The 25,393-nt window shown below is 59.9% G+C and carries 22 protein-coding genes; 17 read left to right on the top strand and 5 right to left on the bottom strand.

Annotation, left to right across the window (positions count from 1 at the left end; all coding sequences use genetic code 11):
* Positions 1-2 precede the first annotated feature (2 nt).
* Positions 3-1,682 carry a long-chain-fatty-acid--CoA ligase gene (locus ACR3XE_RS13330; RefSeq protein ID WP_473699717.1) on the bottom strand — a complete coding sequence of 560 codons (1,680 nt, stop codon included), beginning with the start codon at positions 1,680-1,682 and terminating at the stop codon, positions 3-5.
* A 122-nt stretch (positions 1,683-1,804) separates the two neighbouring features.
* Here ACR3XE_RS13330 and ACR3XE_RS13325 point away from each other — a divergent pair, with 122 nt between their 5' ends.
* The 11 genes from ACR3XE_RS13325 to ACR3XE_RS13275 all read left to right on the top strand — a co-directional run bounded on the left by ACR3XE_RS13325 (position 1,805) and on the right by ACR3XE_RS13275 (position 14,108).
* Positions 1,805-2,350, top strand: a complete 546-nt coding sequence (locus tag ACR3XE_RS13325) for a hypothetical protein (RefSeq protein WP_473699718.1) — start codon at positions 1,805-1,807, stop codon at positions 2,348-2,350.
* Positions 2,351-2,381: 31 nt separating this feature from the next.
* Positions 2,382-4,241, top strand: coding sequence for an aminodeoxychorismate synthase component I (gene pabB / locus ACR3XE_RS13320; protein WP_473699719.1), 1,860 nt, complete (start codon positions 2,382-2,384; stop codon positions 4,239-4,241).
* Positions 4,242-4,363: 122 nt separating this feature from the next.
* A complete protein-coding gene (locus ACR3XE_RS13315) occupies positions 4,364-5,575 on the top strand; it encodes a pyridoxal phosphate-dependent aminotransferase (RefSeq protein WP_473699720.1) in 1,212 nt (403 codons plus the stop codon).
* A 314-nt stretch (positions 5,576-5,889) separates the two neighbouring features.
* Entirely contained in the window at positions 5,890-6,564 is a 675-nt protein-coding gene (msrA, locus tag ACR3XE_RS13310; protein WP_473699721.1) for a peptide-methionine (S)-S-oxide reductase MsrA, read from the top strand.
* A gap of 151 nt (positions 6,565-6,715) precedes the next feature.
* Positions 6,716-7,852 carry a serine hydrolase gene (locus ACR3XE_RS13305; protein ID WP_473699722.1) on the top strand — a complete coding sequence of 379 codons (1,137 nt, stop codon included), beginning with the start codon at positions 6,716-6,718 and terminating at the stop codon, positions 7,850-7,852.
* Positions 7,853-7,858: 6 nt separating this feature from the next.
* A complete protein-coding gene (locus ACR3XE_RS13300; protein WP_473699723.1) occupies positions 7,859-8,167 on the top strand; it encodes a hypothetical protein in 309 nt (102 codons plus the stop codon).
* A 121-nt stretch (positions 8,168-8,288) separates the two neighbouring features.
* Positions 8,289-9,494 carry an ADP-forming succinate--CoA ligase subunit beta gene (sucC, locus tag ACR3XE_RS13295; RefSeq protein WP_473699724.1) on the top strand — a complete coding sequence of 402 codons (1,206 nt, stop codon included), beginning with the start codon at positions 8,289-8,291 and terminating at the stop codon, positions 9,492-9,494.
* A gap of 109 nt (positions 9,495-9,603) precedes the next feature.
* Complete coding sequence (locus tag ACR3XE_RS13290) at positions 9,604-10,353, top strand: electron transfer flavoprotein subunit beta/FixA family protein (protein ID WP_473699725.1); 750 nt, start codon at positions 9,604-9,606, stop codon at positions 10,351-10,353.
* Positions 10,350-11,279: an electron transfer flavoprotein subunit alpha/FixB family protein gene (locus ACR3XE_RS13285; RefSeq protein ID WP_473699726.1), complete on the top strand. Its 930-nt coding sequence runs from the start codon at positions 10,350-10,352 to the stop codon at positions 11,277-11,279. Before ACR3XE_RS13290 ends, ACR3XE_RS13285 begins: the two co-directional genes overlap by 4 nt.
* A 168-nt stretch (positions 11,280-11,447) precedes the next feature.
* Positions 11,448-12,797 carry a phosphotransferase family protein gene (locus tag ACR3XE_RS13280; protein ID WP_473699727.1) on the top strand — a complete coding sequence of 450 codons (1,350 nt, stop codon included), beginning with the start codon at positions 11,448-11,450 and terminating at the stop codon, positions 12,795-12,797.
* Positions 12,798-12,815: 18 nt separating this feature from the next.
* Positions 12,816-14,108: an acyl-CoA dehydrogenase family protein gene (locus ACR3XE_RS13275; RefSeq protein ID WP_473699728.1), complete on the top strand. Its 1,293-nt coding sequence runs from the start codon at positions 12,816-12,818 to the stop codon at positions 14,106-14,108.
* A gap of 34 nt (positions 14,109-14,142) precedes the next feature.
* Here the strand turns inward: ACR3XE_RS13275 and ACR3XE_RS13270 are convergent, their stop codons facing one another.
* Complete coding sequence (locus ACR3XE_RS13270; protein ID WP_473699729.1) at positions 14,143-14,448, bottom strand: alkylphosphonate utilization protein; 306 nt, start codon at positions 14,446-14,448, stop codon at positions 14,143-14,145.
* A 128-nt stretch (positions 14,449-14,576) separates the two neighbouring features.
* Here ACR3XE_RS13270 and ACR3XE_RS13265 point away from each other — a divergent pair, with 128 nt between their 5' ends.
* Both ACR3XE_RS13265 and ACR3XE_RS13260 read left to right on the top strand, forming a co-directional pair.
* Complete coding sequence (locus ACR3XE_RS13265) at positions 14,577-16,316, top strand: N-acyl-D-amino-acid deacylase family protein (protein ID WP_473699730.1); 1,740 nt, start codon at positions 14,577-14,579, stop codon at positions 16,314-16,316.
* Positions 16,317-16,319: 3 nt separating this feature from the next.
* Positions 16,320-17,327, top strand: a complete 1,008-nt coding sequence (locus ACR3XE_RS13260; RefSeq protein ID WP_473699731.1) for a zinc-dependent alcohol dehydrogenase family protein — start codon at positions 16,320-16,322, stop codon at positions 17,325-17,327.
* A 93-nt stretch (positions 17,328-17,420) separates the two neighbouring features.
* On the opposite strand, the gene ACR3XE_RS13255 is transcribed toward ACR3XE_RS13260, so the two are convergent.
* From ACR3XE_RS13255 to nhaA, 3 genes are all read right to left on the bottom strand, one after another.
* Positions 17,421-18,548, bottom strand: coding sequence for an aminotransferase class V-fold PLP-dependent enzyme (locus ACR3XE_RS13255; protein WP_473699732.1), 1,128 nt, complete (start codon positions 18,546-18,548; stop codon positions 17,421-17,423).
* On the bottom strand, positions 18,545-19,309 hold the full coding sequence (locus tag ACR3XE_RS13250; RefSeq protein ID WP_473699733.1) for a tryptophan 2,3-dioxygenase family protein: 765 nt from the start codon (positions 19,307-19,309) through the stop codon (positions 18,545-18,547). The genes ACR3XE_RS13255 and ACR3XE_RS13250 overlap by 4 nt, the downstream gene beginning before the upstream one ends.
* Positions 19,310-19,453: 144 nt before the next feature.
* Complete coding sequence (gene nhaA / locus ACR3XE_RS13245; protein WP_473699734.1) at positions 19,454-20,746, bottom strand: Na+/H+ antiporter NhaA; 1,293 nt, start codon at positions 20,744-20,746, stop codon at positions 19,454-19,456.
* 163 nt (positions 20,747-20,909) lie between these two features.
* On the opposite strand from nhaA, the gene ACR3XE_RS13240 reads away from it, so the two are divergent.
* From ACR3XE_RS13240 to ACR3XE_RS13225, 4 genes are all read left to right on the top strand, one after another.
* Complete coding sequence (locus ACR3XE_RS13240) at positions 20,910-22,352, top strand: glycosyl transferase family protein (protein ID WP_473699735.1); 1,443 nt, start codon at positions 20,910-20,912, stop codon at positions 22,350-22,352.
* 8 nt (positions 22,353-22,360) lie between these two features.
* The gene (locus ACR3XE_RS13235) at positions 22,361-23,485 is read left to right on the top strand and encodes a hypothetical protein (RefSeq protein WP_473699736.1); all 1,125 of its coding nucleotides are present in this window, start codon (positions 22,361-22,363) and stop codon (positions 23,483-23,485) included.
* 104 nt (positions 23,486-23,589) lie between these two features.
* Positions 23,590-24,498: a sulfite exporter TauE/SafE family protein gene (locus ACR3XE_RS13230; RefSeq protein ID WP_473699737.1), complete on the top strand. Its 909-nt coding sequence runs from the start codon at positions 23,590-23,592 to the stop codon at positions 24,496-24,498.
* The gene (locus ACR3XE_RS13225; protein WP_473700285.1) at positions 24,498-25,268 is read left to right on the top strand and encodes a TIGR02186 family protein; all 771 of its coding nucleotides are present in this window, start codon (positions 24,498-24,500) and stop codon (positions 25,266-25,268) included. The genes ACR3XE_RS13230 and ACR3XE_RS13225 overlap by 1 nt, the downstream gene beginning before the upstream one ends.
* Positions 25,269-25,393 lie beyond the last annotated feature (125 nt).

Below are 25,393 nucleotides of genomic sequence, written 5' to 3'. Positions count from 1 at the left end.
CTTCAGGCCTTGGCTGACGATATTTCTTCGGTGCGCAGCGCCTTGCGGTCGAGCTTGCCGATCATCGTCTTGGGCAGACTGTCGCGTACCTCCACAGCCGTGACTCGCTCATGCTTGCCCAGTTGCGGGTTGAGCCATTTTTTCAGCGCCTCGCCGCTGATGTCAAACCCTTCTTCCAGCGTAACAAAGGCTTTGGGCATTTCGCCGTGATAATCATCTTTGATACCCAGCACGATGGCTTCCTTGACCGCCGGATGCTCGTGCAATCTTTTCTCGATGACGCTGGGATAGACTTTGAAACCGCCGACCGCGATCATGTCTTTCAACCGGTCGACGATGCGGACATAGCCATCCTCATCAATGGTGGCGACATCGCCTGTGCGAAGCCAGCCGTCGCGGTTGAAACTGTCCTTGTCCGCTTCGGGCCGGTTCCAATATCCGCGCATGATTTGCGGTCCCTTGACCACCAGCTCTCCCGCTTCTCCGGCGGGCGCATCCTGTTCGGGGTCTTCCTTGTCGACGAGGCGCAACTGTGTGGCTGGCAGAGGCTGGCCGATAGTGCCAGCCTTGACCGGACCGTCATAGGGATTGGTCGACACGACGCCCGCGCTTTCGGTCAGGCCATAGCCTTCGACCAGGGCCGCGCCAGTTGTAGTGACAAATTTCTCGCGCAGTTCGGCGGGCATTGGCGCGCCGCCCGAAATGCAGATGCGCAGGCTGGAAAAATCGGTTGTGCCAATGTCTTGATGATCGAGCAGCGCCTGATACATGGTCGGGACACCGGGCAGCGCGGTAATCTTGTTATGGGTAATGGCGCGCAGCGCGGCCTTGGCATCAAAGCGCGGCAACAGCACCATCGTCCCGCCATTGGCCACGGTGCGATTGAGGACGCAGGTGTTGGCGAACACATGGAACATTGGCAACACGCCCAGGATGCGGTCCTCGGCCTGCCGGTCGGGGTCGATCACATTGATCTGCCGCGCATTGGCGGTCAGATTCTGATGGGTCAGCATCGCGCCTTTGGGCGTCCCCGTCGTGCCGCCGGTATATTGGATCAGCGCAACATGCGTTTCGGGATCAATGGCCACCGGATCGGGCTGGCCATCATTGTCGATGAGCGCAGAAAAGCGTGTGATGCGCCTGTCGTCTGGTAGCGCTGTCACTTCTTTGCGGCGCATCATGCGATAGAGGAGCGATTTGGCGGGCGGCAGCGCGCCCGCGATCGAGCCGACGATCAGATGCTGAAGGCTTGATTGCTCGAGCACCTTAAGCGCGGTTGGCAACAATGCGGATGCAGACAAGGTGACAAGCGTATCGGTCCCCGAATCCTCGACCTGCGCCGCTAGTTCCTCGACCGTATAAAGCGGCGAGAAATTGACCACCGTCGCCCCTGCCAACAGCGCCCCATAATAGGCCGCGACATAATGCGGGACATTGGGCAGGAACAGGCCGACGCGGTTGTCGGGGCCAATACCGTGCTGTTGTAAGCCGCGGGCGACTCGCGCCACGCCGCTCGCCACCTCGTCATAGCTGAACTGCCGCCCCATAAAATCGACCAACGGTGCATCGCCGCAACGCGCCACACTGTCGGCCAACATCTGCGGCAGCGACAGGGGCGCAAATGTCTGATCCCAGGGTGTAGGGTGGGCATAATCAGTCGTCCAGTTCTGCGCCTTGTCCATATAAGAAACCTTCCCTTCACCGGCCACTCTAGGCATAGCTTGTCATGGCCGCAATCGGCGCGGCGCTTGCGGCATTGTCGTGTGGTCGCTAGGCAGTCTCATTATTGTCGCAAAGGATCGCTATGTTGCATCTATCATCGTGGCGGCTTGGCCTGCCGCTTTTACTTTTGTCTCTGGCCGTCAGCGGCCCTGCCAAGGCGAAGGTCGAGGAGCCTCTTGCGCGTCCTGCGCAAATTCAGGAACTCTATGATTGTCGCGCCATAGCTGACCCAACTGCCCGGCTTGCCTGTTACGACCGCGAAGTCGGTGAATTATCAACTGCCGATGCCAATCGTGAAATCAGCTTTGCGGATCGTGCGACGGTCAAAGAGACCCGCCGCGGACTCTTTGGATTCGCTGTCCCAAATCTCGGCCGTTTTTTTGGTCGTGATGGTGACGAAGATGCGGTCAAAAGCATTGAAACGGTTGTAAAATCGGTACGGATTGATCGTTCAGGAAAATATACGATCACCATGGATGACGGTGCGGTTTGGGTGCAGATCGATACCAAGCGCTTGGCGCGTGACCCAAAGCCGGGGCAGAAGGTCCTGATCAAGACCGCGAGCATGGGCACTTATTTTGCTTCGGTCGATGGTCAGCGCTCGATGCGCATGAAACGCGACCGCTGACGCGCCACTGTTGCCGTACTGACCAATTGACATGACAGTGTCTGGAGGTGCGAAAATTCCGGTTCCGGGGCCTGATTGCCCACTATTTGCGCTATTCGATGATGCCCGTCAGCAGGGTGCAGCGGCGGCCAGACTCTTCACGGACCCCGTGGAGATTATAACAGCCAGCCATGCGTCCGACATTCCTGCACTCCTCGACCGAATACAGGGTGCCCAAGCGCGCGGACTCTATGCGGCCGGCTATTTGGCCTATGCGGCGGGGCAGGGTTTTTCATCGGCTTGGCGTGGAGCAGTTAAAGGCAAGAAATCCGAAGCGCCCCTCGGTTGGTTCGCTCTGTTTGAACGCGTTCGCCGGTTCGATACAGATGAAATCGCCGATCTGTTACCCGATCCCGACAGCGCCTGGATCGGCGCGGTTGAGCCGGGCATCGAACGTGAGGCCTATCTGGCGTCGGTCCGCCACTTGCTTGATCTCATCGCCGCGGGGGATATTTACCAAGCGAATCTGACTTTCTCAGCCAAAGTGGCGACTTTGGGCAATCCGCTCGGCGTCTATGCGCGGCTGCGGCGCACGGCTAAAGCGGGATATGGCGGATTTATCTGGACGGGCAGTCAATCCGTTGCGTCCCTGTCGCCTGAGCTGTTCTTTACTCTGCGTGATGGCGACGTCTTGGCGCGCCCGATGAAGGGGACTGCGGCACGGGTCGCGGGTCATGTTGCCGACAGCCAAGCGATAAGCGATCTGGCGCGCGACCCAAAGCAACGCGCCGAAAATCTGATGATCGTCGATCTGATCCGTAATGATCTCTCTCGCGTCGCCGTGCCGGGCTCGGTCTCGGTCCCCGACCTGTTCCGGGTCGAAACATTCCCGACAATTCATCAACTGGTGTCCGATGTCAGTGCGCGCTTGTGCGCCAACAAGGGAGCCGTCGATGTGCTGCGCGCGGCATTTCCCTGCGGCTCGATCACAGGCACGCCCAAGGTGCGGGCTATGGAAATCATCGATAAATTGGAACTTCAACCGCGCGGTATTTACACCGGTTCTATAGGTTTTATCGAACCCGGCGGCGATGCCGCCTTCAATGTTGCTATCCGCACGCTTGTCTTTCCAACAACGACCGGGTTGCACAGCGGACCAAATCGCGCCACGCTGGGGCTAGGGTCTGGCATCGTAGCGGATAGCCAACCGACAGAAGAATGGCGAGAATGTCTGGCGAAGGGGGAATTTGTGACGGCAGCGGGGGGCGGGTTCGATCTCATCGAAACGATGTATTTTGACCCGATCGACGGGGTTCAACGACTGGAAGGGCATCTGGCACGCCTGAAGGCGAGCGCCGAGCAATTCGGATTTAGCTTTGACCGCCACAGCGCGCGCAACAGCTTGCAGGCGGTTACCTTTCGTCTGCGCGCGGCGGCGCGGGTGCGGATGCGCCTTGCCCCGCGCGGGGCGCTGGCGGTCGAGGTGTCGCCCATGCCACGCCTTGCCGAGCTTCCGGTTCCGGTGGCGGTGCGCCCGATGCCGATTGCCGCCGATGATTTCCGCGTCACGCACAAGACAAGTTTGCGCGCGCCCTATGACGCCACCAGGCGTGACAGCGGCGCGGCAGAGGTGATATTTGTCGATGACCATGGCTTTGTGACAGAGGGCAGCTGGAGCAACATCTTTATCGAACGCGATGATCATTTGCTGACCCCGCCGGTTTCGGTCGGGCTTTTGCCAGGGGTGCTGCGCGCCGAATTGATCGAAAAAGGCCGCGCGGTCGAATCGCATCTACGGCTTGCCGATCTGGACAGCGGCTTTTTTATCGGCAATTCATTGCGCGGGCTGATACCGGCGCGATTGCAGAGCGGCGCGGGTGAAATGGCAGGGGCCGCACCGTTGCAATCGTAATTTTGCGTTGCACCGCTTGCGATTTACCCATGGACGTTATAGGCGCGACACCGCGCAATTTTCTGACAAGCAAGCGCTGTTTACCGCCCGATTATTCGCCCTCGCTCTAGGAATTCTTTGTCATGTCGATCAAGCCGCATCTGTCCGCCGCTCTCGGGCGCATCCAGCCCTCTGCTACGCTGGCGATGACGGCGCGGGTCTCGGCGTTGAAAGCGCAGGGTGTCGATGTCATCGGCCTCAGCGCGGGTGAGCCCGATTTTGATACGCCAGATTTCGTCAAAGAAGCGGCGATTGAAGCGATCCGCGCTGGACAGACCAAATATACGCTCGTCGATGGCAAGGTCCCGTTGAAGGAAGCCATCCGCGGCAAGTTCCGCCGCGACAATGATCTGGATTTCGGGCTCGACCAGATCACGGTCAATGTTGGCGGAAAGCATACGCTTTTCAACGCGCTGGTTGCGACCGTCGATGCCGGTGACGAGGTGATTATCCCTGCACCCTATTGGGTGAGCTATCCTGACATCGTCGCCTTTGCAGGCGGCACGCCGGTCTTTGTCGCCGGTTCGGCCGCCCAAAATTACAAGATTTTGCCCGAACAGCTTGATGCCGCGATCACGCCCAAAACGCGCTGGTTGATCCTTAATTCGCCCTCGAATCCGTCGGGCGCGGCCTATTCGCCCGAAGAGCTGGATGCGCTGGGCGAAGTGCTCCGCCGCCACAGCCATGTCATGGTGATGACTGATGATATGTACGAACATGTCTGGTACGCCGATTTCGCCTTTTCGACGCTCGCACAGCGCTGCCCCGACCTGATCGACCGCATATTGACCATCAATGGATGTTCAAAGGCCTATGCCATGACCGGATGGCGCATCGGATTTGCGGGCGGACCCGCCTGGTTGATCAAGGCCATGGGCAAGTTGCAATCGCAATCGACATCTAACCCTTGCTCAATCGCGCAGGCTGCGGCGCTGGCGGCATTGGGTGGGCCGCAACAGTTTCTCGAAGATCGTAATGCAGCGTTCCGCAAGCGGCGCGACATGGTTGTCGCCATGCTCAACGATGCACCGGGTCTGTCGTGCCCGGTTCCGGACGGCGCCTTTTATGTCTATCCTGATGCTAGTGCCTGCATCGGAAAGACCGCACCTGACGGAACCGTGATCGACAGCGACGCAACGCTGATCGATTATTTCCTAGACAGCGCAAAGGTCGCCGCTGTGCCGGGCGTGGCCTTTGGCCTGTCGCCTGCCTTTCGCGTCTCCTATGCGACGTCGGAAACGGTGCTGAAGGAAGCTTGTGTGCGTATTCAGCAGGCCTGCGCAGCGCTGCAATAGCCACCGCAGCCGTCACACTTGGCCGGGATGCCTTTGCTTGTTTTCGGGCAAATGAGCATCCGGTTCATCAGATAGTAAGCCGTTCTGGGGCAGGGTGACCGCCATCACTGTCAAGCCAGTCGCTGCGTGCGATTACTGTCGGTGTAACCAAAGCGGGCAAACCCGCGAACCGGCAAATGACAAGAAGTGAGGTTTCCCATGCTCTCCATGCTCCGTTCCGATTGGCTCCGTTCGATGCTCGCTGGCTTTGCCGTGGGCGCCATGTTCGTCATGGTCCAACAGCCTGCACTGGCGCTGCCCTTTTGAGGTTTGAAATGACCTTTACGCGCCATGTGATTGTGGCGCTTGCTGGCCTGACCATCTTTACCCATGTCTGGCCCGCGCAGGCTGAAACCGTCGTTAAACTACCGACTGCGGTGGTTGATCCGACGGTTAAGACCAGCCGCGCAACGGCGGTGCTGGCGGGCGGCTGTTTTTGGGGCGTTGAGGGCGTGTTCTCCAACGTCAAAGGCGTGATTTCGGTCGAATCGGGCTATCATGGCGGCAGTAAGGCCACTGCGACCTATGCCCAGACGGGCAGTGGAACGACCGGTCATGCCGAAGCGGTGCGCATCGTCTATAATCCCCATGTCGTGAGCTATGGCACGCTGCTTCGTGTGCTCTATTCGGTCGTTGCCGATCCAACCCTCTTGAACCGTCAGGGGCCAGATCGCGGCACCGAATATCGCACCGCGATTGTCCCGATGAACGCGACCCAGCGCAAGGTGGCGAACGCCTATCTGGCACAAATCGGCAAGGGCAAATATTTTGCCAAGCCGATTGTTGCAAAGGTCGAAAGCTACAAAGGCTTTTATCGTGCCGAAGCCTATCACCAGAACTATATGAAGCTTCATCCCAATTCGAGCTATATCCGGTTATGGGACGCCCCAAAGCTGGTGGCGTTCAAGTCGCTGTTCCCCGGTCTGGTTCGCGCGACACCCGCGCCCTGAGTGCGCCGCCAAGCCGCTGGTCGCGGCTTGTGAATCGTTCGTCGCAAATTACGTCTTTCCCACTGGTGCTGGCGCGCCAACCGCCTATGGCAGGACTCTCTAAGAACTATTGTTCGGCTTCCGACCATCGGGGGCGTGATTTGGGGATTGAATGCGGTTTATTTTTTCGGGCAAACGCCTGTTTTCCAGCCTCTTGTCGGCGGCGCTGCTGGCTAGCTGTGTTAGCAGCCAAGCCAATGATGTGCCGCCCCGCCAGCAAGCGGGCACGCGCACACCCGATAATGCTGTTACGGTTCCTATCGGGCCTCCGCGACGCGACGCGACGACCTCCACTCCGCCTATTGATCCGGGCTTCGCCCGCCCGCCCGCCGGACTCGACAGCCGTTTGTTCGACCTGTGGCGTGGCTTTCCGGGCAAAACAGGCATTGCGGTCCAGCGGATCGACGGCAACTGGACAATGTCACGGCGCGGCAATGACCTGTTCCCGCAACAAAGCGTATCGAAGCTGTGGGTTGCGATGTCGGTTCTGGATGCTGTCGATCGTGGCAAGCTAAGGCTCGACCAAAAAGTGCATATCGGTCCTGATGATCTGGTCGTTTTTCACCAGCCACTTGCGGCGCGGGTCAACAAGGAAGGATCAATAGATCTAACGATTGACGACCTGATCCAACTGGAGATTACAACCAGCGACAATCTGGCGAATGACAGCTTGCTGCGCACCGTCGGCGGACCAGAGGCGGTGCGCGACTTTATTGAAAAGAAGAAACTGGGGACAATCCGTTTCGGTCCCGGCGAACGCCTGTTGCAAAGCGGTACGGCCGGGCTGACCTGGAACCAAAGCTATTCCGCCGGCCGCGCCTTTCAGGCCGCGCGCGCCAAATTGCCCGACTCAAAGCGCAAGGCCGCCTTTGACGGCTATGTTGCTAATCCGGTCGATGGCGCGAGTCCGTTGGCTATCGCCCATGCGTTGACCGAGTTGGCCCGCGGCGAATTGCTGTCGCCCGATTCGAGCAAATATCTGCTCGATACGCTGAGCCACACTAGAAGCGGGCCAAAACGACTGAAGGCGGGGCTGCCCGACGGATGGAAATTCCTGCACAAAACTGGCACAGGTCAAAATTACGCTGGAAAAACCGCGGGCTATAATGACGTCGGGATTGCAACTGCGCCCGACGGAACGCGCTATGCCATCGTTGTTATGCTGGCCGATACGACCGCCAGCGTTCCCGCCCGGATGCGGTTGATGCAGTCCGTTTCCGGAGCGGTAGCCGAATTTCACGGAAAGTAGAACGCGATGACAAAGCTGTTAGTGACGGGGCTGATGATCTTGACGCTTACGGCGTGCGCGACGCCCGAAGCACGGTTACGCAACGGGCTGGTCAATGCCGGGCTGTCGCAACAAATGGCCGCATGTATGGCGGACCGCATGGTTGATCGGCTGTCTTATCTGCAACTCAAACGCATCGGATCGCTGGGCAGTCTGCGCGACGAAAAGCTGAACGAGATTGGCCTCAAGAAATTCTTGTTCAAGGTTCGGGCGCTGCAAGATCCCGAGATTCTGGGGGTCGCCACCAGTTCTGCAGCCATTTGCGCCCTTAGCTGAACCCTGACACATATCTGATGTTGCCCTTCCTCCGTGTGAAAGGGTGGTCTTGGCGGTCAACTTGTGCTTATGCGACGCCAATTGTCACCGTTCTCAGACTCGAAAGGCTCGGCCCTCTCTTATGAACATTCACGAATATCAGGCCAAGGAACTACTCGCGAAATTTGGCGTCGCGATCCCCAAGGGCATCGCCGCGATGAGTGTCGAGGAAGCGGTTGCAGCCGCGAAGCAATTGCCCGGTCCGCTCTATGTGGTGAAATCGCAAATTCATGCGGGTGGTCGCGGCAAGGGCAAGTTCAAGGAACTCGGCCCCGATGCCAAAGGCGGTGTTCGTCTTGCCAAAACGATTGACGAAGTGTGCGATGCGGCGACCGATATGCTGGGCAATACGCTGGTGACGATCCAGACCGGCGAGCATGGCAAGCAGGTCAACCGTCTCTACGTCACCGACGGCGCCGACATTAAAAAGGAATTCTACCTCGCGCTGCTCGTCGATCGTGCGTCGAGCCGAATTGCGGTTGTCGCCTCGACCGAGGGCGGGATGGATATTGAAACCGTCGCGCACAACACGCCTGACAAAATCCACACCATCACCATCGACCCCGCAACCGGGCTGATGCCGCATCATGGCCGCAGCGTCGCCGCCGCCTTGGAGCTTGAAGGCGATCTGGCCAAACAGGCCGCCAAAGTTCTGGCCGGTCTCTACGCAGCCTTTCAGGCCACCGACGCCGAGCAGATTGAAATCAACCCGCTCGCGGTGTGCGAAGGCAAAGACGGTGACGAGCTGCTCGTCCTCGATGCCAAGCTGGGCTTCGATGGCAATGCGATGTTCCGTCACAAGGATATCGCCGAGCTGCGCGATCTGACCGAAGAAGACCCGGCAGAGGTCGAGGCGAGCAAATATGACCTCGCCTATATCAAGCTCGACGGCAATATCGGGTGCATGGTCAATGGTGCAGGGCTGGCGATGGCGACAATGGACATCATAAAGCTCAACGGTGAATTCCCGGCCAATTTCCTTGATGTTGGTGGCGGCGCGACGACCGAAAAAGTGACCGCAGCGTTCAAGATTATTTTGGGCGATCCGGCGGTCAAAGGCATTCTCGTCAATATTTTCGGCGGCATTATGAAATGCGACATCATCGCCGACGGCATTGTCGCAGCGGCGAAAGAAGTGAATTTGTCGGTTCCGCTGGTCGTTCGCCTCGAAGGCACCAATGTCGACAAGGGCAAGGAAATCCTGGCGAATTCGGGGTTGCCGATTGTTGCCGCCAATGATCTGGGCGATGCCGCACGCAAAATTGTCGCCGAGGTGCGCGCCGCCTAAGGTTCAGACGGACTTGGCCGCGCTTTGCTTTTGCGGTGCGCTAGGTTGACGTATACGTAAAGCACACTTATGACGCAGTGCAACATTCTGAAGAGGAGCTGAAGCAGCCATGAAAATCCTCGTCCCCGTCAAGCGGGTACTCGATTACAACGTCAAGCCGCGGGTCAAGTCCGACGGCACCGGCGTTGATCTCGCCAATGTCAAAATGTCGATGAATCCCTTCGACGAAATTGGTGTCGAAGAGGCTATCCGCCTGAAAGAGAAAGGCGTTGCGACCGAAGTCATCGCGGTATCGGTTGGCCCGGCAAAGGCGACCGAAACATTGCGCACGGCGCTGGCGATGGGCGCTGATCGCGCGATATTGGTGCAGACTGATGATGAAGTCGAACCGCTCGCCGTCGCCAAAATCCTGAAAGCGATTGCTGACGCCGAAGAGCCCGGCCTTGTCATCCTTGGCAAGCAGGCGATTGACGACGACAGCAACCAGGCGGGCCAGATGCTCGGTGCGCTCACCGGTTGGCCGCAGGGCACTTTTGCCAGCGCCGTCAATGTTGATGGCGACCATGTCAGCGTCACGCGCGAAGTCGATGGCGGACTGGAAACGGTCAAACTGAAACTTCCTGCGATTGTCACCACCGACCTGCGTTTGAACGAGCCGCGTTATGCGTCGCTGCCCAACATCATGAAGGCAAAGTCCAAGCCGCTCGATAACAAGACGCCTGCCGATTATGGCGTCGATACCGCACCGCGGCTCAAGACCGTCAATGTCAGTGCTCCTCCCGTTCGTTCGGCGGGCATCAAGGTTGCCGACGTCGATGAACTGGTTGCGAAGTTGAAAGCGATGGGAGTGCACTCATGAAAACGCTCGTTTGGGTCGAACATGACGGCAAGTCCGTCAAGGACGCCACGCTGGCCGTGGTCACCGCCGCGTCAAAGCTTGGCGAAGTCCATCTGCTCGTTGCCGGTGAAGGCATAGATTCTGTGGCCAAGGAAGCGGCCGGCATCGCTGGCGTCGGCAAGGTTCATGTCGCCGACAATGCAGCCTTCGGCCACAATTTGCCCGAAAATATCGCGCCGTTGGTGGCCGACCTGATGGGGTCGCACGACGCTTTCCTCGCCCCCGCCACCACGACGGGCAAGAATATCGCACCGCGCGTCGCCGCGCTGCTCGATGTCATGCAGATTTCTGAAATATTGTCGGTCGAAGGTGACAAGAGCTTCACCCGCCCGATCTATGCCGGCAATGCAATTGCCACGGTTGAATCCTCCGATGCCAAGCTGGTGATTACCGTTCGCGGCACCGCCTTCGACAAGGCGGCCATGACCGGCGGGTCGGGCACAGTCGAAGCGGTGAGTGGCGGCAGTGATGCCGGTATTTCCAGCTTTGTCGGGGCCGAGATCGCCAAGCAGGATCGCCCTGAACTTACCTCGGCCAAGATTATCGTGTCGGGTGGCCGCGCCTTTGCTTCGAGTGAAAAATTCCATGAACTTCTCGAGCCGCTGGCCGACAAGCTTGGTGCCGGTATCGGCGCAAGCCGCGCCGCCGTCGATGCAGGCTATGCCCCCAACGACTATCAGGTCGGCCAAACCGGCAAGATCGTCGCGCCGGAAGTGTATTTCGCCATCGGTATTTCGGGCGCGATCCAGCATCTTGCGGGCATGAAGGATTCGAAAACAATTGTCGCGATTAACAAGGACGAGGACGCGCCGATCTTTCAGGTCGCCGATTTCGGCCTGGTTGCGGATCTGTTCAACGCCGTGCCGGAGTTGACCGACAAGATCTGACTGCGACTGACATCAACTGAATTGAAAAGGGCGGCCCAAGGTGCCGCCCTTTTCTTTGGTGCGCAATCTATTCTATTCCACTGCGGGTCGCCATTGTGGTGAGGGCAATGCAACATAAAGTGCAGTTTGTTGCTTGCGTTGCGCGTCACAGCTTCGCACGATGATGGCATGACCGATCTTGCATCCAAACTTGGCGAATTGATGACGCGTCTTCTGGGGGCGGGAGAAGTTCTCGGTCTCACCCGCCTGTCGGGCGGGGCGAATATGGAAAGCTGGGCTTTTGACTGGGCGGGTGAGACCGGATCGGGCGCCTTTGTCCTGCGCCGTGCGCCGTCGGCGGACTATATGGCGGGGCGGCCCTTTGGTCATGCTGATGAAGCGGCGCTGGTGATGGTGGCGCATCAGGGCGGCGTTTTGGCGCCAGAGGTGGTCGGCGTGCTGGCGGAGGGCGACGGGCTGGGCACCGGTTATGTTATGAAGCGGGTGATCGCCGAGGTGAACCCGGCCAAAATACTCGCATCGCCGCCGCTTTCGCTGCTTGACGACTTGGCGCGCGAGTTGGCGCATATCCATGCATTGCCGCGCGACGTCATTCCCGCCGCGATTCCGGTGATGGACACTGCTGCGGCGCTGGCCGACCTCAAGGCGCAATTTGTCAGCTTTGGCGGAGACCGACCAATTATCGCGCTGGCGATTCGGTGGTGCGAGGAGAATCTGCCCTCGCACGCCCCGCCTGTGCTGGTCCATGGCGATTATCGCATGGGCAATATCATGGTCGATGGGCAGGGGCTTGCCGCCGTGCTCGACTGGGAACTAGCGCATTTGGGTGACGCGCATGAGGATCTGGCGTTCGGTTGTATGACGGTGTGGCGGTTCGGTCGGCTTGATCAGCCTGCCTTTGGTCTCGGCAGTCTGGAAGAATATTTCGCCGCCTATGAAGCGGCTGGCGGGACGCAGGTCGACCGCGACCGGTTTCATTTCTGGCTTGTCTATCGCACCCTGTGGTGGGCACTCGGCTGTCTGCAGATGGGACAGGCGTGGCGCTGCGGTGCCGACACCACGGTCGAGCGGGTGGTAATCGGACGACGGACAGCCGAACAGGAACTGGATTTGCTGTTGTTGCTCGAAAGTGAAGCGTCTGAGGCCGAGCGCGCGAGGGCACTGCCCGCGTCGACATCGCCCGTATCTGCGCTCACCGGCGAGCCAACCAATGGCGAAATGGTGCGGGCGGTGCGTGACTGGCTGGACGAGGCGATCAAGCCGCATGCCGAGGGGCATGACAAGTTTCAGGTTGCCGTTGCGATGAATGCCCTCGGCATTGTGATGCGCGACCTAGGCTCGGGCGTGCGGGCAGAGGATCGGGCGCTTGCCGACGCGCTGCTGGCTGGCGAAACGACGCTTTCCGAACCGGGGCTGCTGGCAAAGTTACGCCGCGCCGCGCTTGATAAATGCGCGGTCGACAGCCCCAAATATAGCGCGCTCGCCCATGCGCGCGACCTGTGGTGTGGGCAGGGATAGTTTAGAAAAGGATGATTTATGGACTTTGCGATTCCCGCCGACTTGCAAGCATATCTCGATACGCTCGATGCGTTTATCGGGGCCGAGATCAAGCCGCTTGAGGCGGTCGACGACAATATCCGCTTCTTTGACCACCGGCGCGAACATAGCCGCACCGATTGGGACAATCAGGGCTTGCCGCGCCACGAATGGGAACAGCTTTTGAAACAGGCGACGCTCCGCGCCGATGCGGCGGGGCTCTGGCGCTTCTCGGCCCCCCAAAAATATGGCGGGCAAGGGGGATCGAATTTGTGGATGGCGGTGATCCGCGAACATCTGGCCGCCAAGGGGCTGGGGCTGCACAATGATCTGCAGAATGAACATAGTATCGTCGGCAATTTCCCCTTTGTGGAGATGTTCGAACAATTTGGCACGCCCGAGCAACAGCAGGAGTTCATTCTCGGCGGCTTTGCGGGAGAGCGCCGCACCGCCTTTGGCTTGACCGAGCCTGAGCATGGCAGCGACGCGACGCATATGGAAACGCGCGCAGTTCGCGAGACCCGCGACGGTGTCGATGGCTGGCTGATCAACGGTCCGAAAATGTGGATCACCGGGATGCATGTCGCCACTCATTGCGCTACATTTTGCCGGACCAGCGGCGCGGATGGCGATGCGCGGGGGATCACGTGCCTGCTCGTCCCCAATCCGTCGCCGGGGCTCAGCATCGATGAATATCTGTGGACGTTCAACATGCCCACCGATCACCCGCGCCTGACCTTCAAGGATGTGTGGGTGCCGGACAGCGCGATGTTGGGCGAGGAAGGGCGCGGACTGGCGCTGGCGCAAAGCTTTGTTCACCAGAACCGCATCCGCCAGGCGGCATCATCGCTGGGCGCGGCGACTTTCTGTATCGAGGAAAGCGTCAAATATGCGCGGCAGCGCAAACCTTTTGGTGAGGCTTTGTCCAAAAATCAGGCGATCCAGTTCCCGCTTGTCGAATTGGCGACGCAGGCCGAAATGCTGCGGCTGCTGATTCGCAAAACCGCGTGGGACATGGACAATATGCCGCACAAAGAGGTCGAGCACCGATTGTCGGACAAGGTCAGCATGTGTAATTATTGGGCGAACCGCCTGTGCTGCGAGGCCGCAGACCGCGCGATGCAGGTGCATGGCGGCATCGGCTATTCGCGCCACACTCCCTTCGAGCATATCTATCGCCACCACCGCCGCTATCGGATTACCGAAGGTGCGGAGGAAATTCAGATGCGCAAGGTCGCGGCCTATCTGTTCGGATATCTGGGGCCGCGGCGTGAGACGTTGGGGAAGATTTGACGATGATTGGAAAGGTTGACGTCAACCTTTCAATTCACCGTTTCCTCACAAACTCCGCGCGCAGCACCAGCCCCTTGATGCCATCGTGGCGGCAGTCGATTTCCCGCGCGTCGCCGGTAAGCCGGATTGATTTGATGACCGTGCCGACCTTCAATGTCTGGCCTGCGCCTTTGACGGTGAGATCCTTGATGAGCGTTACGCTGTCCCCGTCGGCGAGCAGGTTGCCGACGGCGTCGCGGACTTCGGGGCCGGCCGCCGCCGCTGTATCGCGCGCGGCGGCATCGCTTGGTGACAGCCATTCGCCGCTGGCTTCGTCATACACATAGTCATCGTCGGCCATGATGTTCCTTTACCGGCTTTGTTCGCCGCACAGCCATAGCGCCTCGTCGCAGGGCCTGCGCGTTTATTTGCACATTCCGGTTTTGCTGATAGGTTTCGTCCCGAAACCAAATAATCGGGAGAGCGGATATGTATGATCTGGTGATTCGCGGCGGCACTGTCGTGGACGGAACGGGAAGTGCGGCCTTTGTCGCCGATGTGGCTATTACCGACGACCGGATCGCGGCGATTGGCGCAGACCTTGCGGCTGGACGCGAAGAGATTGACGCTGCGGGTAAAATCGTCACGCCCGGCTTTGTCGATGTTCACACACATTATGATGGGCAGGCTACATGGGATGCCGAAATGGCACCGTCGAGCTGGCATGGCGTCACGACCGTGGTCATGGGCAATTGCGGCGTCGGCTTTGCCCCCGCGCGTCCCGACCGGCACGATTGGCTGATCAGCCTGATGGAAGGGGTCGAGGATATTCCTGGCACCGCGCTTGCCGAAGGGATGAGCTGGGATTGGGAGACTTTCCCCGAATATATGGATGCGCTGGAAAAATTGCCGCGCACCGTTGATGTCGCGACGCATGTTCCGCACGGCGCGGTGCGTGCCTATGTGCTGGGTGACCGCGAAAAACCCGGCGCGGTGCCAACCGCCGAGGACATGACTGAAATGTCGCGCATCGTCGAAGAGGGGCTGCGCGCGGGCGCGTTGGGTTTCTCGACCAGCCGCACGGTGCTCCACAAATCTGTCGATGGCGAGCTGGTTCCCGGCACCACCGCGACCGCCGAAGAACTGATCGTGATTGGCCGCGCGATGGGGCGTGTCGGTCATGGTGTGTTCGAGATGGCGAGCGATCTGAAGCGCGAGTGGAACGAGTTTGAATGGATGGGCGACCTCAGCCGCGAAACCGGCCTGCCGGTGACATTTGCCGCGCTGCAATCGATCGCCAAGGAGCTGCCGCTGGAAGAACAGATTAGCGAGATGCGCGCCCAAAATGCGCGCGGTGCCAATATCGTCGCGCAAATCGCGCTGCGCGGCAACGGCATCATCATGGCGTGGCAGGGAACGGTCCATCCGTTCCGGTTCAAGCCCGCATGGGAAGAGATTGAAACGCTGCCCTGGGATCAGCAACTGGCAAAGCTGAAAGATCCGGCGTTCAAGGCGCGGATGATATCCGAGGACAATGTCTTTCCCGAAAGCGACATCATCGATTTTCTGCACATCGTCGCGGGCGGCTGGCCGGTGCAGTTCGAAATGGACCCCGACTTCAACTATGAGCCCAAGATGGACGAAAGCATCATGGCGCGGGCCACGGCGAGCGGCGTGTCGCCCTCGGAATATGCTTATGACCTGTTGATGAAGGATGATGGCAAGGGTTTCATCTATTTCCCCATCCTCAACTACCGCGACGGCAACCTCAACTTTCTAGAGCCGCTGCAACAGGCCGATGACACGGTGAACAGCTTGTCCGATGGCGGCGCGCATTGCGGGACCATCTGTGACGCGGCATCGCCGACTTTCATGCTTCAGCATTGGGTGCGGGACCGCAACGGCAACCGCATTGGCCTTGAACATGCGATCAAGCGCCAGTGCCGCGACACTGCTTTGCTCTATGGGCTGGAAGATCGCGGGCTGCTCGCGCCGGGCTATCTCGCCGATCTCAACGTCATCGACATGGATGAAATCAAGCTGGGCAAAGTATGGCTGGCGTTTGACCTTCCCGCCGGTGGCAAGCGATTGTTGCAAAAGGCTGATGGCTATGTCGCGACGGTGAAATCGGGCAAAGTGACGTTCCGCGATGGTGCTATGCAGGGGCCGACGCCGGGCGGTGTTATTCGCGGACCGCAATGCGTCGCCATGGCGATGGCGGCGGAATAAGATATGAAAGCGATTCAACTGCACGCGCCGGCGTCGCTCGACACTCTGGTTCTGACGGATCTCGACGATCCCGGCGCACCAGGGGCGGGCGAAATTCATGTCCGGCTGCGCGCCTCCTCGTTGAATTATCATGACTATGCCGTGGTCACAGGGATGATCGCGGCCGCCGAAAATCGCATCCCGATGTCCGACGGTGCGGGCGAGGTTGTTGCGGTGGGCGATGGGGTGAATGAATTTGCGGTTGGCGACCTTGTCGTCTCGACCTTCTTTCCCGAATGGACCGATGGCACGCCGCCGCTCACCGCGTTCACGCGGGTACCGGGCGACGGTGTCGACGGCTATGCCCGCGAAGCGGTGGTGGCTCCGGCGACCGCCTTCACCCACGCGCCGACCGGCTATTCGGCGGCAGAGGCGGCGACGCTGACCTGTGCGGGGCTTACCGCGTGGCGGGCGCTGGTGGTCGATGGCGGGATCAAGCCGGGGGCGACCGTGTTGGTGCAAGGCACCGGCGGCGTATCGATCTTTGCGCTTCAATTCGCCAAGGCGCTGGGCGCGACGGTGATTGCCACCAGTTCGGCGGATGCCAAGCTGGAGCGGCTCACGGAGCTGGGCGCCGACCATGTCATCAACTATCGCACCTTTCCCCAATGGGGCGATAAGGTGTTGGGCCTGACCAACGGGCTGGGCGTTGACCATGTTGTCGAAATTGGTGGCCCCGGAACGTTGAATGAATCGATGAAAGCGACGCGGATTGGCGGGCATATTGCCCTGATCGGCGTGCTCACCGGTTTTGCGGGGCCGGTGGCGACCGCGTTGTTGATGGCCCGCCAGCTGCGCGTGCAGGGGCTAACCGTCGGCAGCCGCCAGCATCAAATGGATATGATACGTGCGATCAATGTCAGCGGAATCAAACCTGTGCTCGACCAGCATTTCCCGCTCGCCAAATTGGCCGATGCTTTCCGCCATCAGGAATCGGGCCAGCATTTCGGCAAGATTGTCGTGGATATCTGAGCCTAGAGCGTGATGATCGGTTTTCGAATCGTCATTGCCGCGTCGCTTCGCTCCTCGCAATGACGACAATAAGCGACCTAAAGTCACCACGCTTTAGCCCAGTGCGCGCGCCACCGTCTCTACATCGGCCATGCCATTATAGGCGTGGAACGACAGGCGGAGAATAGACCCGCGAAAATCGGCGTGGATTCCCTGATTCTTTATGGCTCCGGCGATGCGCGGCTGATCGGTGCTAACGTCGATGCACAAGGTTCCGCCGATGGTGCCTTGTGGCCAATGCCATTGCGGCGTCCGCGATTCGAGAGCGTCGCGCAAGGCCATCTGCAACGCTTGATTATGGGCGCGGATTGCGGGCACGCCGATGGCGGCAATTTCTGCGATGCCGGTCGCGGCGAGGATGAAGGGCGCGACATCGGGGGTTCCGCCCCACCAGCGACGGGCATCGGGGGCATAGCGAAAATCGCGGATATCCATTTCAAACGGGGCTTCATGGCTCCACCAGCCGCGCTCGGCTGGGTCGAGCGCGGTGCGGTCGTGCGGTGCGACCCACAGCCAGCCCGCACCCGGGCCGCCGCACAGCCATTTGAGGCAGCTGCCAATCGCGGCATCGACGCCCCATGCCGCCGGTGCGACGGGCACGACGCCGACCGACTGCGCGCAATCGACAATGCTGCGCGCACCCGCCGCCCGCGCTGCCGCCGCGATTCCGGTAATGTCGGCCAGCGCGCCGCTGTTTGAAGTAACGTGCATCGCGATCACCAGTGCGACATCATCGTCGAGCGCCGCCGCCCAGTTGGCGGCATCGCGGACATCGGCCTCGTCGGGCAGATAGCGGGTTTTCCAGCCGCGTGCGGCAAGCCCGCTGGCGACGAAACCGATGGTCGGAAAGGCGCTGGGGGCGAGCAGGATGGTGCGGCGGTCGGTTGCGGCTTCAAAGGCCGACAGGTACCGCGACAGACCCGCGCCAACGCTGGCGGTCGGGCAGAGGTCGGCAGCCTCGACCGCGATTAGCGCGGTCAGCGTAGTCCGCCAGTCATCAATCGCGTCCATCCACGGACCCCAAGCCTCTCCCTCTGCGCGCCACGGGTCGATCAGTCTGCTTTGCAACGCATCGAGTGCGCCGCGCGGCTGGGCGCCCGCTGCATGGCTTTTGAGATAGGGGCCGCTGGGCGGAAGATGAAAGCGCGCTGCGACCGCGGGCGACAACAGCGCGTCGGTCATAATCCGCTGCCGTGGCCGGGGGTACTGCTGATGCTATCGCGTTTGACGCCGTGCGCGGCGCCCCAGCGGTCGGTCATTTCGGCGCGAATGTCCCAAAGTTCGGGAAAGAAACGGTGCCGCGCGCCGGCGTTGAGCAGTTCGACCGGACGGCCCTTGAGCGATTTCGACCCCATGCCGATGGAGCGGTGGATCAGCGTGATGTGGTGGGCGCGGAAAAGCTGAAACAGTTCGTCAAACTCGACCAGCGCCTCGGCGACCATATAGGCGTCGTCATGGGCATAGCCGGTATCATAGACGTCGGCGACGCTGCGCCCGTCCTTGTCGAGATAGCTGGCTTTATATTGCGCCCAAAGCGGTGCGGGTAGGGTGAGCAGAAGTTGGAAGCCGGGGCTTTCCTGTCCCGAGCCGTTGCCGAGTTGCAGCCGGATGGATTGATAATCGAACGGGCTCATCGTTTCGAGTAGCGCGAGCTGGTCGGTCATCATCTGCATCAGCCGGTGGACGCGGTCGAACAGGCTGAGCACGCGCATTGTCTGACGCTCGGCCATGAACCCGTCGATTTCGGCGAGGGTGAAGGCCATGAGCTTCATCCACAATTCCTCGACCTGATGAACGATCTGGAACTGCAATTCGTCGGGGGTGCAAAGATCGGCGAGCGGCTTTTGGCATTGGAGCAATCGGTCGACGTTCAGATAAACCCCATAATCTTTCATGTCGGGGGTTTCGATGAGCGTGTGGACTTGGGTTTTATCGAGAAGCATGGGCATGGCCTTTGATTATGTGCAGCAGATGATGAGAACGGCGCGCACAAACGCGCCCGGTCCATCAGCCGCGCGGGGCCACACCTGCCGGAGGGCGGCGGGGCGATCCCGACTGTCCCAGCCACAGCATAGGCAAGCCGCTAATCATGCGGGAGAGGGTGCCTGTGTGCCGTCTTCGCACGTATCGGCAACATCGCCGTCGGCGGTAATTTCCGATGCTTCGTCGGCTTCGATCTCTTGGTGGGATGGGTGGAGCGGGGCAAAGCGCAACACGGCAAAGCCGACCAGGGCGGACACAATCGACCCCATCAAAATACCGATCTTGGCTTCTTCGATCAGCAAATCCTGTCCGGCGAAGGCCAGGCCGCTGATGAACAGGCTCATCGTAAATCCAATACCGCAAAGCAGCGCCACACCATAGATTTGAAGCCATGTCGCGCCGCGCAATTTGCCCGCAATCCCGAATTTCACACACAGCCAGACGCTGCCGAAAATACCGAGCTGCTTACCGAGGAACAGGCCGGCGGCGATGCCCACGGGCAATGGCGCAAACACCTGTTCGAGCGTCATTCCGCCCATATCGACACCCGCATTGGCAAAGCCGAACAGCGGGACAATTGCAAAGGCGACCCACGGATGTAGCGCATGTTCCAGACGGTGCAGCGGCGACGTCTTGCTGTCGGGGCGACCGGGGGTGATTTCAATCGGGATAGTCATCGCCGCCAGCACACCCGCAATCGTTGCGTGAACCCCCGACAACAGCATCGCATACCAAAGTAGCGCGAACATTAGCAAATAGAGCGGCAGGCTGCGCACGCCCATGCGATTGCAGGTGAACATGACCGCCAGAATCGCCGCCGCCGCGCCCAGTGCCACCAGGTCGAGCTGGGCGGTATAGAAAAGCGCGATGATTGCGACGGCACCCATGTCATCGACAATCGCAACGGTCACGAGGAACAGTTTGAGCGATGTTGGCGCGCGCTTGCCGAGCAGCGCGAGGACACCGATTGCAAAGGCTATATCGGTGGCCGCCGGAATAGCCCAACCGTGGCTGAGCCCCGGAATCGATTTGGTGAAGAACAGATAGAGCAGAGCAGGCACCGCCATGCCGGCCGCAGCCGCGATCATCGGCAGGCGTCGCCGGTCCCAGCTGGCGAGCCGACCATCGACGAACTCGCGCTTGATCTCGAGGCCGACGAGCAAAAAGAATATCGCCATCAAACCGTCGTTGATCCACAAATGGACCGTCATCGGCCCCAATTTGTCGCTCAACGTTGGACCGGTGACCTGATGCACAAAGTGGAGATACACGTCGCCCATCGCCGAATTGGCAATGAGCATTGCCATGGCCGCCGCCATAATGAGCAATATTCCGCCGGCGCTTTCGCTTTCCAGAAAATCGCGCAGTGCGGAGCGGTTGCTATTCGATGAGGGCATGGAGACGAAATATTCCTGTTAGCTGGGGTCAGGACCCGGAGAGTGATTTGTGAGGCGTTTCTAGCTTGTCCGTCGGCTTTCGTCACCCTTTACAAGCTGATTGATTTCGTTAGACTTTGTTTCGGGGGATGGCATTTGTCATTCATGCTGTGGGGGGCGCCGGGTGGAACATTCGACCGCTTGGGTTGAATGGCTGGTGCTCGGCACCGGTCACGAGCTGATGTTTTTTGCGTCTGTGGGCATTCTGCTCATCGGCCTTGATGACCTGCTCTTTGACGCCCTTTGGCTAGGCACAGGCGGCGATTCGCGCGGGCGCCACCAGCCGACATCAAGCACCGAAGCGTCGCCTGTATCGGGGGCATTGGCTGTTTTCATTCCCGTGTGGGACGAAGAATCGGTCATCGGCACAACGCTTGCCAAATCATTAAAAAACTGGCGCGACGAAGATCTGCGCATCTATGTCGGCTGTTATCCCAATGACGCCGCGACCTTGTTTGCCGTGTCGCAACTCGCCGCCCATGCCCCGCAATTGCGGCTGGTGATTTCGGCGCATGATGGGCCAACAACCAAGGCCGATAATCTGAACCAACTTTGGCAAGCGATGATCGAGGATGAACGTAACGGGAATTTTCGCCACGCCGCGATCATTCTCCATGATGCCGAAGATCTGGTCCATGCGGGCGAGCCTGCGCTATATCGCCGCCATCTGGCCCATCATTCCATGGTCCAAATCCCCGTTGTTCCGTCTCTGGACCCGGCATCGCACTGGATTGCGGGCCATTATGCCGACGAATTTGCCGAAGCGCATGGTAAGGAACTGCCGCTGCGCGCGCGCCTCCGCCTGCCACTGCCGTCGGCGGGTGTGGGATGCGCCATATCGCGCCCTGCGCTGGCCTTGCTGGCGCTGCACCGTGATGGCCAGCCGTTCCGGACAGATAGTCTGACCGAAGATTATGAGATGGGACTGACGATTAGCCAGCATGGCCTGTCGTCGACTTTTGTCGATGATCGGGACGGTGATGGCAGTCGGGTGGTCTCTCGCGGTATTTTCCCGCGAAATGTCGAAACCGCGGTGCGGCAAAAGGCGCGCTGGATTGCCGGAATTGCCTTTGCCGGCTGGGATCGTCTCGGATGGTTGACCCCGAACCCCGACAGGGCCGCGATGCGCGGCGAGTATCAATGGCTGGTGCGGTGGATGCTATGGCGCGATCGGCGGGCGCCACTTGCCGCCGTCATCCTGCTGGCAACCTATGCGGCTATTTGCTTGGCCGGCCTTATGCTGGCCGGGCAGGAAGTGCTGGGGTGGACTATGCTGCCACTGGGCGACGGGCTGCGCTTGTTACTGGCGTTTAACCTTGCCCTTCTGCTCTGGCGGCTGTCGATGCGAAGCTATTTTACCGCGCGCTGTTATGGCTGGCAGCAGGGGGTGCTGTCGGTTCCGCGTGCTTTTATATCCAATATTATCGCCATCCTTGCTGCGCGTCGGGCCCTGGCCCTTTATTGCCGGATTTTATTGTCGCGCTCTGTGGTGTGGGACAAGACTGCGCATGACCCCGGCCTAGCAGCAGAGGATGAATTGGCGCCGCAACGGATGCTCCGACCATGATGGTTCTCATGGCATCCGGTCCGACGCTGCGTCAGGCGCGGGGATTGCGCTTCATCGTCCTATTGATCAGTGGTTGGACGCTGATGCGGGTGATGGCAAACTGGTCGCCTGCCTATCCGTTACCTGACCCCAATCCGGCGCGGGCAATGGATCGCTTCGCGGCGAGGCCGATGCCGCCGCAGTTCGCCAACGCGCAGGCGATGCTCCCGACGGCATCGCCGAAAACGCGCGCGCGACCAGTGGTTCCTGTGCGTGTGGCAGAGGCGGTTCCATCCATCAGCACCAAAGGCCGAGCCGCAGGATCTGCGGCAAATTGGCTGGCAGACAATCGTCATTTTATGCGTTTTGCGATGGAAAACCAATTGATTGCCGGGACGCAGCGCCCAACGGGAATGTCCGCCTTTGTCTCACGTGAGTCTGGTGGAAGGCGTGGATCGGGTGTGACGGTTGCAACAGGCAATGCCCCGCAATTCTGGATGACGCAGGGCCTGTCCGGTTGGTCGCTCGGCAGCTGGGTCTATCTGCGAGAAAACCGGGATTCGCCCGGAGGTGTGTCACTGTCACCGCAATTGGGCGCAAGTCAGGCGGGTGTGCGGCTGGCCTATGGATTTGGCGCTTCAGGACGCTTGCGCGCCTATAGCCGCGCTACTGCGGCGGTTGGCGATGTGGCGCAAAGCGAGGTCGCCATTGGGGCTGCTTTCGCGCCGCTTGCACGCGTGCCGGTGGATGTGGCCGTCGAACGGCGTGTCGCGTCCGGGCGGCGAGGGCGAAACGCCTTTGCGGTAATGGTGAGCGGCGGGGTCAGCGAGGCGGCATTGCCGCACGGATTCCGGCTGGATGCCTATGGCGAGGCGGGCATTGTCGGAGTTCGCAGCCGCGACGGTTTTGCCGACGGCGCAGTGTCGGCGATGCACGATATGGGCAGTATTGCCGGCACGCCGCTGCGTGCGGGAGGCTTTGCTGCCGGGGCTGTTCAGCCCGATGCATCACGTGTCGACGTCGGTCCTCGCCTCTCGGTTCGTTTGCCCAAGATCGGCAAGGGCGTCCTGATTGCCTTGGATTGGCGCCAACGGGTCGCGGGCAATGCCTTGCCGACCAGCGGGCTGGCGCTGACATTGGCCGCTGGTTTCTGAAAATTGTAGGGCGTAGTCGCCAAGTCGATTCCAAGCGTTGTAAAAATGGTCTAGGGTCGCCCTATTCGGTACCCGCCGCGGGACCGTATTTGTGCTTGGGACCCATGGACCTTTACCTTCCCGTCGCTAATTTGTCGGTCAATGCCCTGGTCATCATCATGCTTGGTGGCGGGGTTGGCTTTTTGTCGGGTATGTTCGGAGTGGGTGGCGGATTTCTGACCACACCGCTTTTGATCCTTTATGGTATTCCGCCGACCGTGGCTGCTGCGTCGGCGGCAACGCAGGTGACAGGTGCCAGCGTATCAGGTGTGATGGTTCATCTGGAACGCGACGGGGTCGACTTTCGCATGGGGGCTGTGCTCGTCAGTGGCGGCCTGATCGGGTCGCTGATCGGCGCAGTGCTGTTCAAACTACTCGCTGCCCTGGGGCAAATCGATACAGTGATCGCACTGCTTTATGTGATGTTACTTGGCTCGGTCGGCGGTTTCATGGGGCGTGAAGCCTGGATCGCGCATAAGCATTTGAAGGCTGGAGTGCCAGCACCTGCGCGCAAAAGGCGGCATCACCCCATGGTGGCCAACCTGCCACTGCGGTGGCGCTTTTACCGCTCGGGACTTTATATCTCGCCGCTGGCGCCATTGATTCTGGGGATAGCTGTCGGGATGATGACAATGCTGCTGGGTGTCGGTGGCGGTTTCGTGATGATCCCTGCTATGATCTATTTGCTCGGTATGGGGACGCAAGTTGTCGTTGGCACTTCACTGTTCCAGATTTTGTTCGTCACCATTGTCTCGACCATGACGCACGCCATGACGACGCGCGCTGTCGATATCGTTCTTGCCGCCTTGTTGCTGCTGGGTAGCGTTATCGGGGCACAGATCGGGGCTCGCTTTGCCCAGCGTGTGCGCCCCGAATATCTGCGTATGGCGCTGGCCGGTATTGTGTTGGTGATGGCGATGTTCATGGCACTGGGGCTGGTTTTTCGTCCTGACGATATCTTCAGCGTGCAATGATGCGTGCTTGCACCTTGCTGATCTTTGCCTTGGCGGCATGGGTGGCGGCAGTCCCCGGATATGCCGCCGACCCGCGTTTGGTGCCCGATGTTTCGAGCCGCGCGATCGACATCCAATATAGTTTTTCTGGCGAAGAATTGCTGTTGTTTGGCGCCATTCTTTACCCCGGCCAACGGCTACCTGATGACCGCGCCGACATTGTTGTTGTGCTTAAAGGACCCGTTCGGCCCATTGTCGTGCGGGAAAAGAAACGGGTGGCCGGGATATGGGTCAATGCCGACAGTTTGCGACTGCGGACCTTGCCCGGTTTCTATGCTATCGGATCGTCGCGCCCGATCGACCAGCTGATAGATGAACGGACCGCCGCTATCTATGAACTGGGCCTGCGCAACCTGTCGATGTCGCCGACGGGCTTTTCCGAACCGCGGCGGCTGGAACGGTTCGAACGTGGGTTGATCGATCTCTATCGTCGGCTCGGCCTATTCTATCAAAATCCCGCCGCGGTCGAGATTAGCGAAGGCGTGCTTTATCGGGCGCGCATTCCGGTGCCTGCGCGCGTTCCGGTGGGGACGTACCGCGCCGAAACCTATTTGATCAGCAAGGGGCGCGTGCTTGCAGTGGCGTCTCGAGACGTTGAAATCCGCAAAGCCGGGTTTGAGCGCTTTGTTGCACTGGCGGCACAGAGGCACGGTTTTCTCTACGGCCTTGTCGCCGTGCTGTTGTCGCTTGTGCTTGGATATGCCGCGTCGGCGATCTTTCGTCGCCGATAGCTTGCCATCGTCATAAGCGCTTTATTTACCATCGCCTGCCATAAGCCTTAGCAACTCTGGGATTTTCCGAGTGGGGGTAGATCGATGGATATGCAGGGTAGCGAGATTAAATCGGGCGAAGAATT

The sequence above is a fragment of the Sphingopyxis sp. 10G20-10 genome (assembly GCF_057365075.1).
Note: the sequence above shows the minus strand (reverse complement) of the source record. Positions and strands in the feature narration are given on the sequence as shown.

Excerpts from the sequence above, each read along its gene's own strand:
- ACR3XE_RS13330 (WP_473699717.1), bottom strand. The coding sequence starts at position 1,682 with ATGGACAAGGCGCAGAACTGGACGACTGATTATGCCCACCCTACACCC.
- ACR3XE_RS13325 (WP_473699718.1), top strand. The coding sequence starts at position 1,805 with ATGTTGCATCTATCATCGTGGCGGCTTGGCCTGCCGCTTTTACTTTTG.
- pabB (WP_473699719.1), top strand. The coding sequence starts at position 2,382 with ATGACAGTGTCTGGAGGTGCGAAAATTCCGGTTCCGGGGCCTGATTGC.
- ACR3XE_RS13315 (WP_473699720.1), top strand. The coding sequence starts at position 4,364 with ATGTCGATCAAGCCGCATCTGTCCGCCGCTCTCGGGCGCATCCAGCCC.
- msrA (WP_473699721.1), top strand. The coding sequence starts at position 5,890 with ATGACCTTTACGCGCCATGTGATTGTGGCGCTTGCTGGCCTGACCATC.
- ACR3XE_RS13305 (WP_473699722.1), top strand. The coding sequence starts at position 6,716 with ATGCGGTTTATTTTTTCGGGCAAACGCCTGTTTTCCAGCCTCTTGTCG.
- ACR3XE_RS13300 (WP_473699723.1), top strand. The coding sequence starts at position 7,859 with ATGACAAAGCTGTTAGTGACGGGGCTGATGATCTTGACGCTTACGGCG.
- sucC (WP_473699724.1), top strand. The coding sequence starts at position 8,289 with ATGAACATTCACGAATATCAGGCCAAGGAACTACTCGCGAAATTTGGC.
- ACR3XE_RS13290 (WP_473699725.1), top strand. The coding sequence starts at position 9,604 with ATGAAAATCCTCGTCCCCGTCAAGCGGGTACTCGATTACAACGTCAAG.
- ACR3XE_RS13285 (WP_473699726.1), top strand. The coding sequence starts at position 10,350 with ATGAAAACGCTCGTTTGGGTCGAACATGACGGCAAGTCCGTCAAGGAC.
- ACR3XE_RS13280 (WP_473699727.1), top strand. The coding sequence starts at position 11,448 with ATGACCGATCTTGCATCCAAACTTGGCGAATTGATGACGCGTCTTCTG.
- ACR3XE_RS13275 (WP_473699728.1), top strand. The coding sequence starts at position 12,816 with ATGGACTTTGCGATTCCCGCCGACTTGCAAGCATATCTCGATACGCTC.
- ACR3XE_RS13270 (WP_473699729.1), bottom strand. The coding sequence starts at position 14,448 with ATGGCCGACGATGACTATGTGTATGACGAAGCCAGCGGCGAATGGCTG.
- ACR3XE_RS13265 (WP_473699730.1), top strand. The coding sequence starts at position 14,577 with ATGTATGATCTGGTGATTCGCGGCGGCACTGTCGTGGACGGAACGGGA.
- ACR3XE_RS13260 (WP_473699731.1), top strand. The coding sequence starts at position 16,320 with ATGAAAGCGATTCAACTGCACGCGCCGGCGTCGCTCGACACTCTGGTT.
- ACR3XE_RS13255 (WP_473699732.1), bottom strand. The coding sequence starts at position 18,548 with ATGACCGACGCGCTGTTGTCGCCCGCGGTCGCAGCGCGCTTTCATCTT.
- ACR3XE_RS13250 (WP_473699733.1), bottom strand. The coding sequence starts at position 19,309 with ATGCTTCTCGATAAAACCCAAGTCCACACGCTCATCGAAACCCCCGAC.
- nhaA (WP_473699734.1), bottom strand. The coding sequence starts at position 20,746 with ATGCCCTCATCGAATAGCAACCGCTCCGCACTGCGCGATTTTCTGGAA.
- ACR3XE_RS13235 (WP_473699736.1), top strand. The coding sequence starts at position 22,361 with ATGGCATCCGGTCCGACGCTGCGTCAGGCGCGGGGATTGCGCTTCATC.
- ACR3XE_RS13230 (WP_473699737.1), top strand. The coding sequence starts at position 23,590 with ATGGACCTTTACCTTCCCGTCGCTAATTTGTCGGTCAATGCCCTGGTC.
- ACR3XE_RS13225 (WP_473700285.1), top strand. The coding sequence starts at position 24,498 with ATGCGTGCTTGCACCTTGCTGATCTTTGCCTTGGCGGCATGGGTGGCG.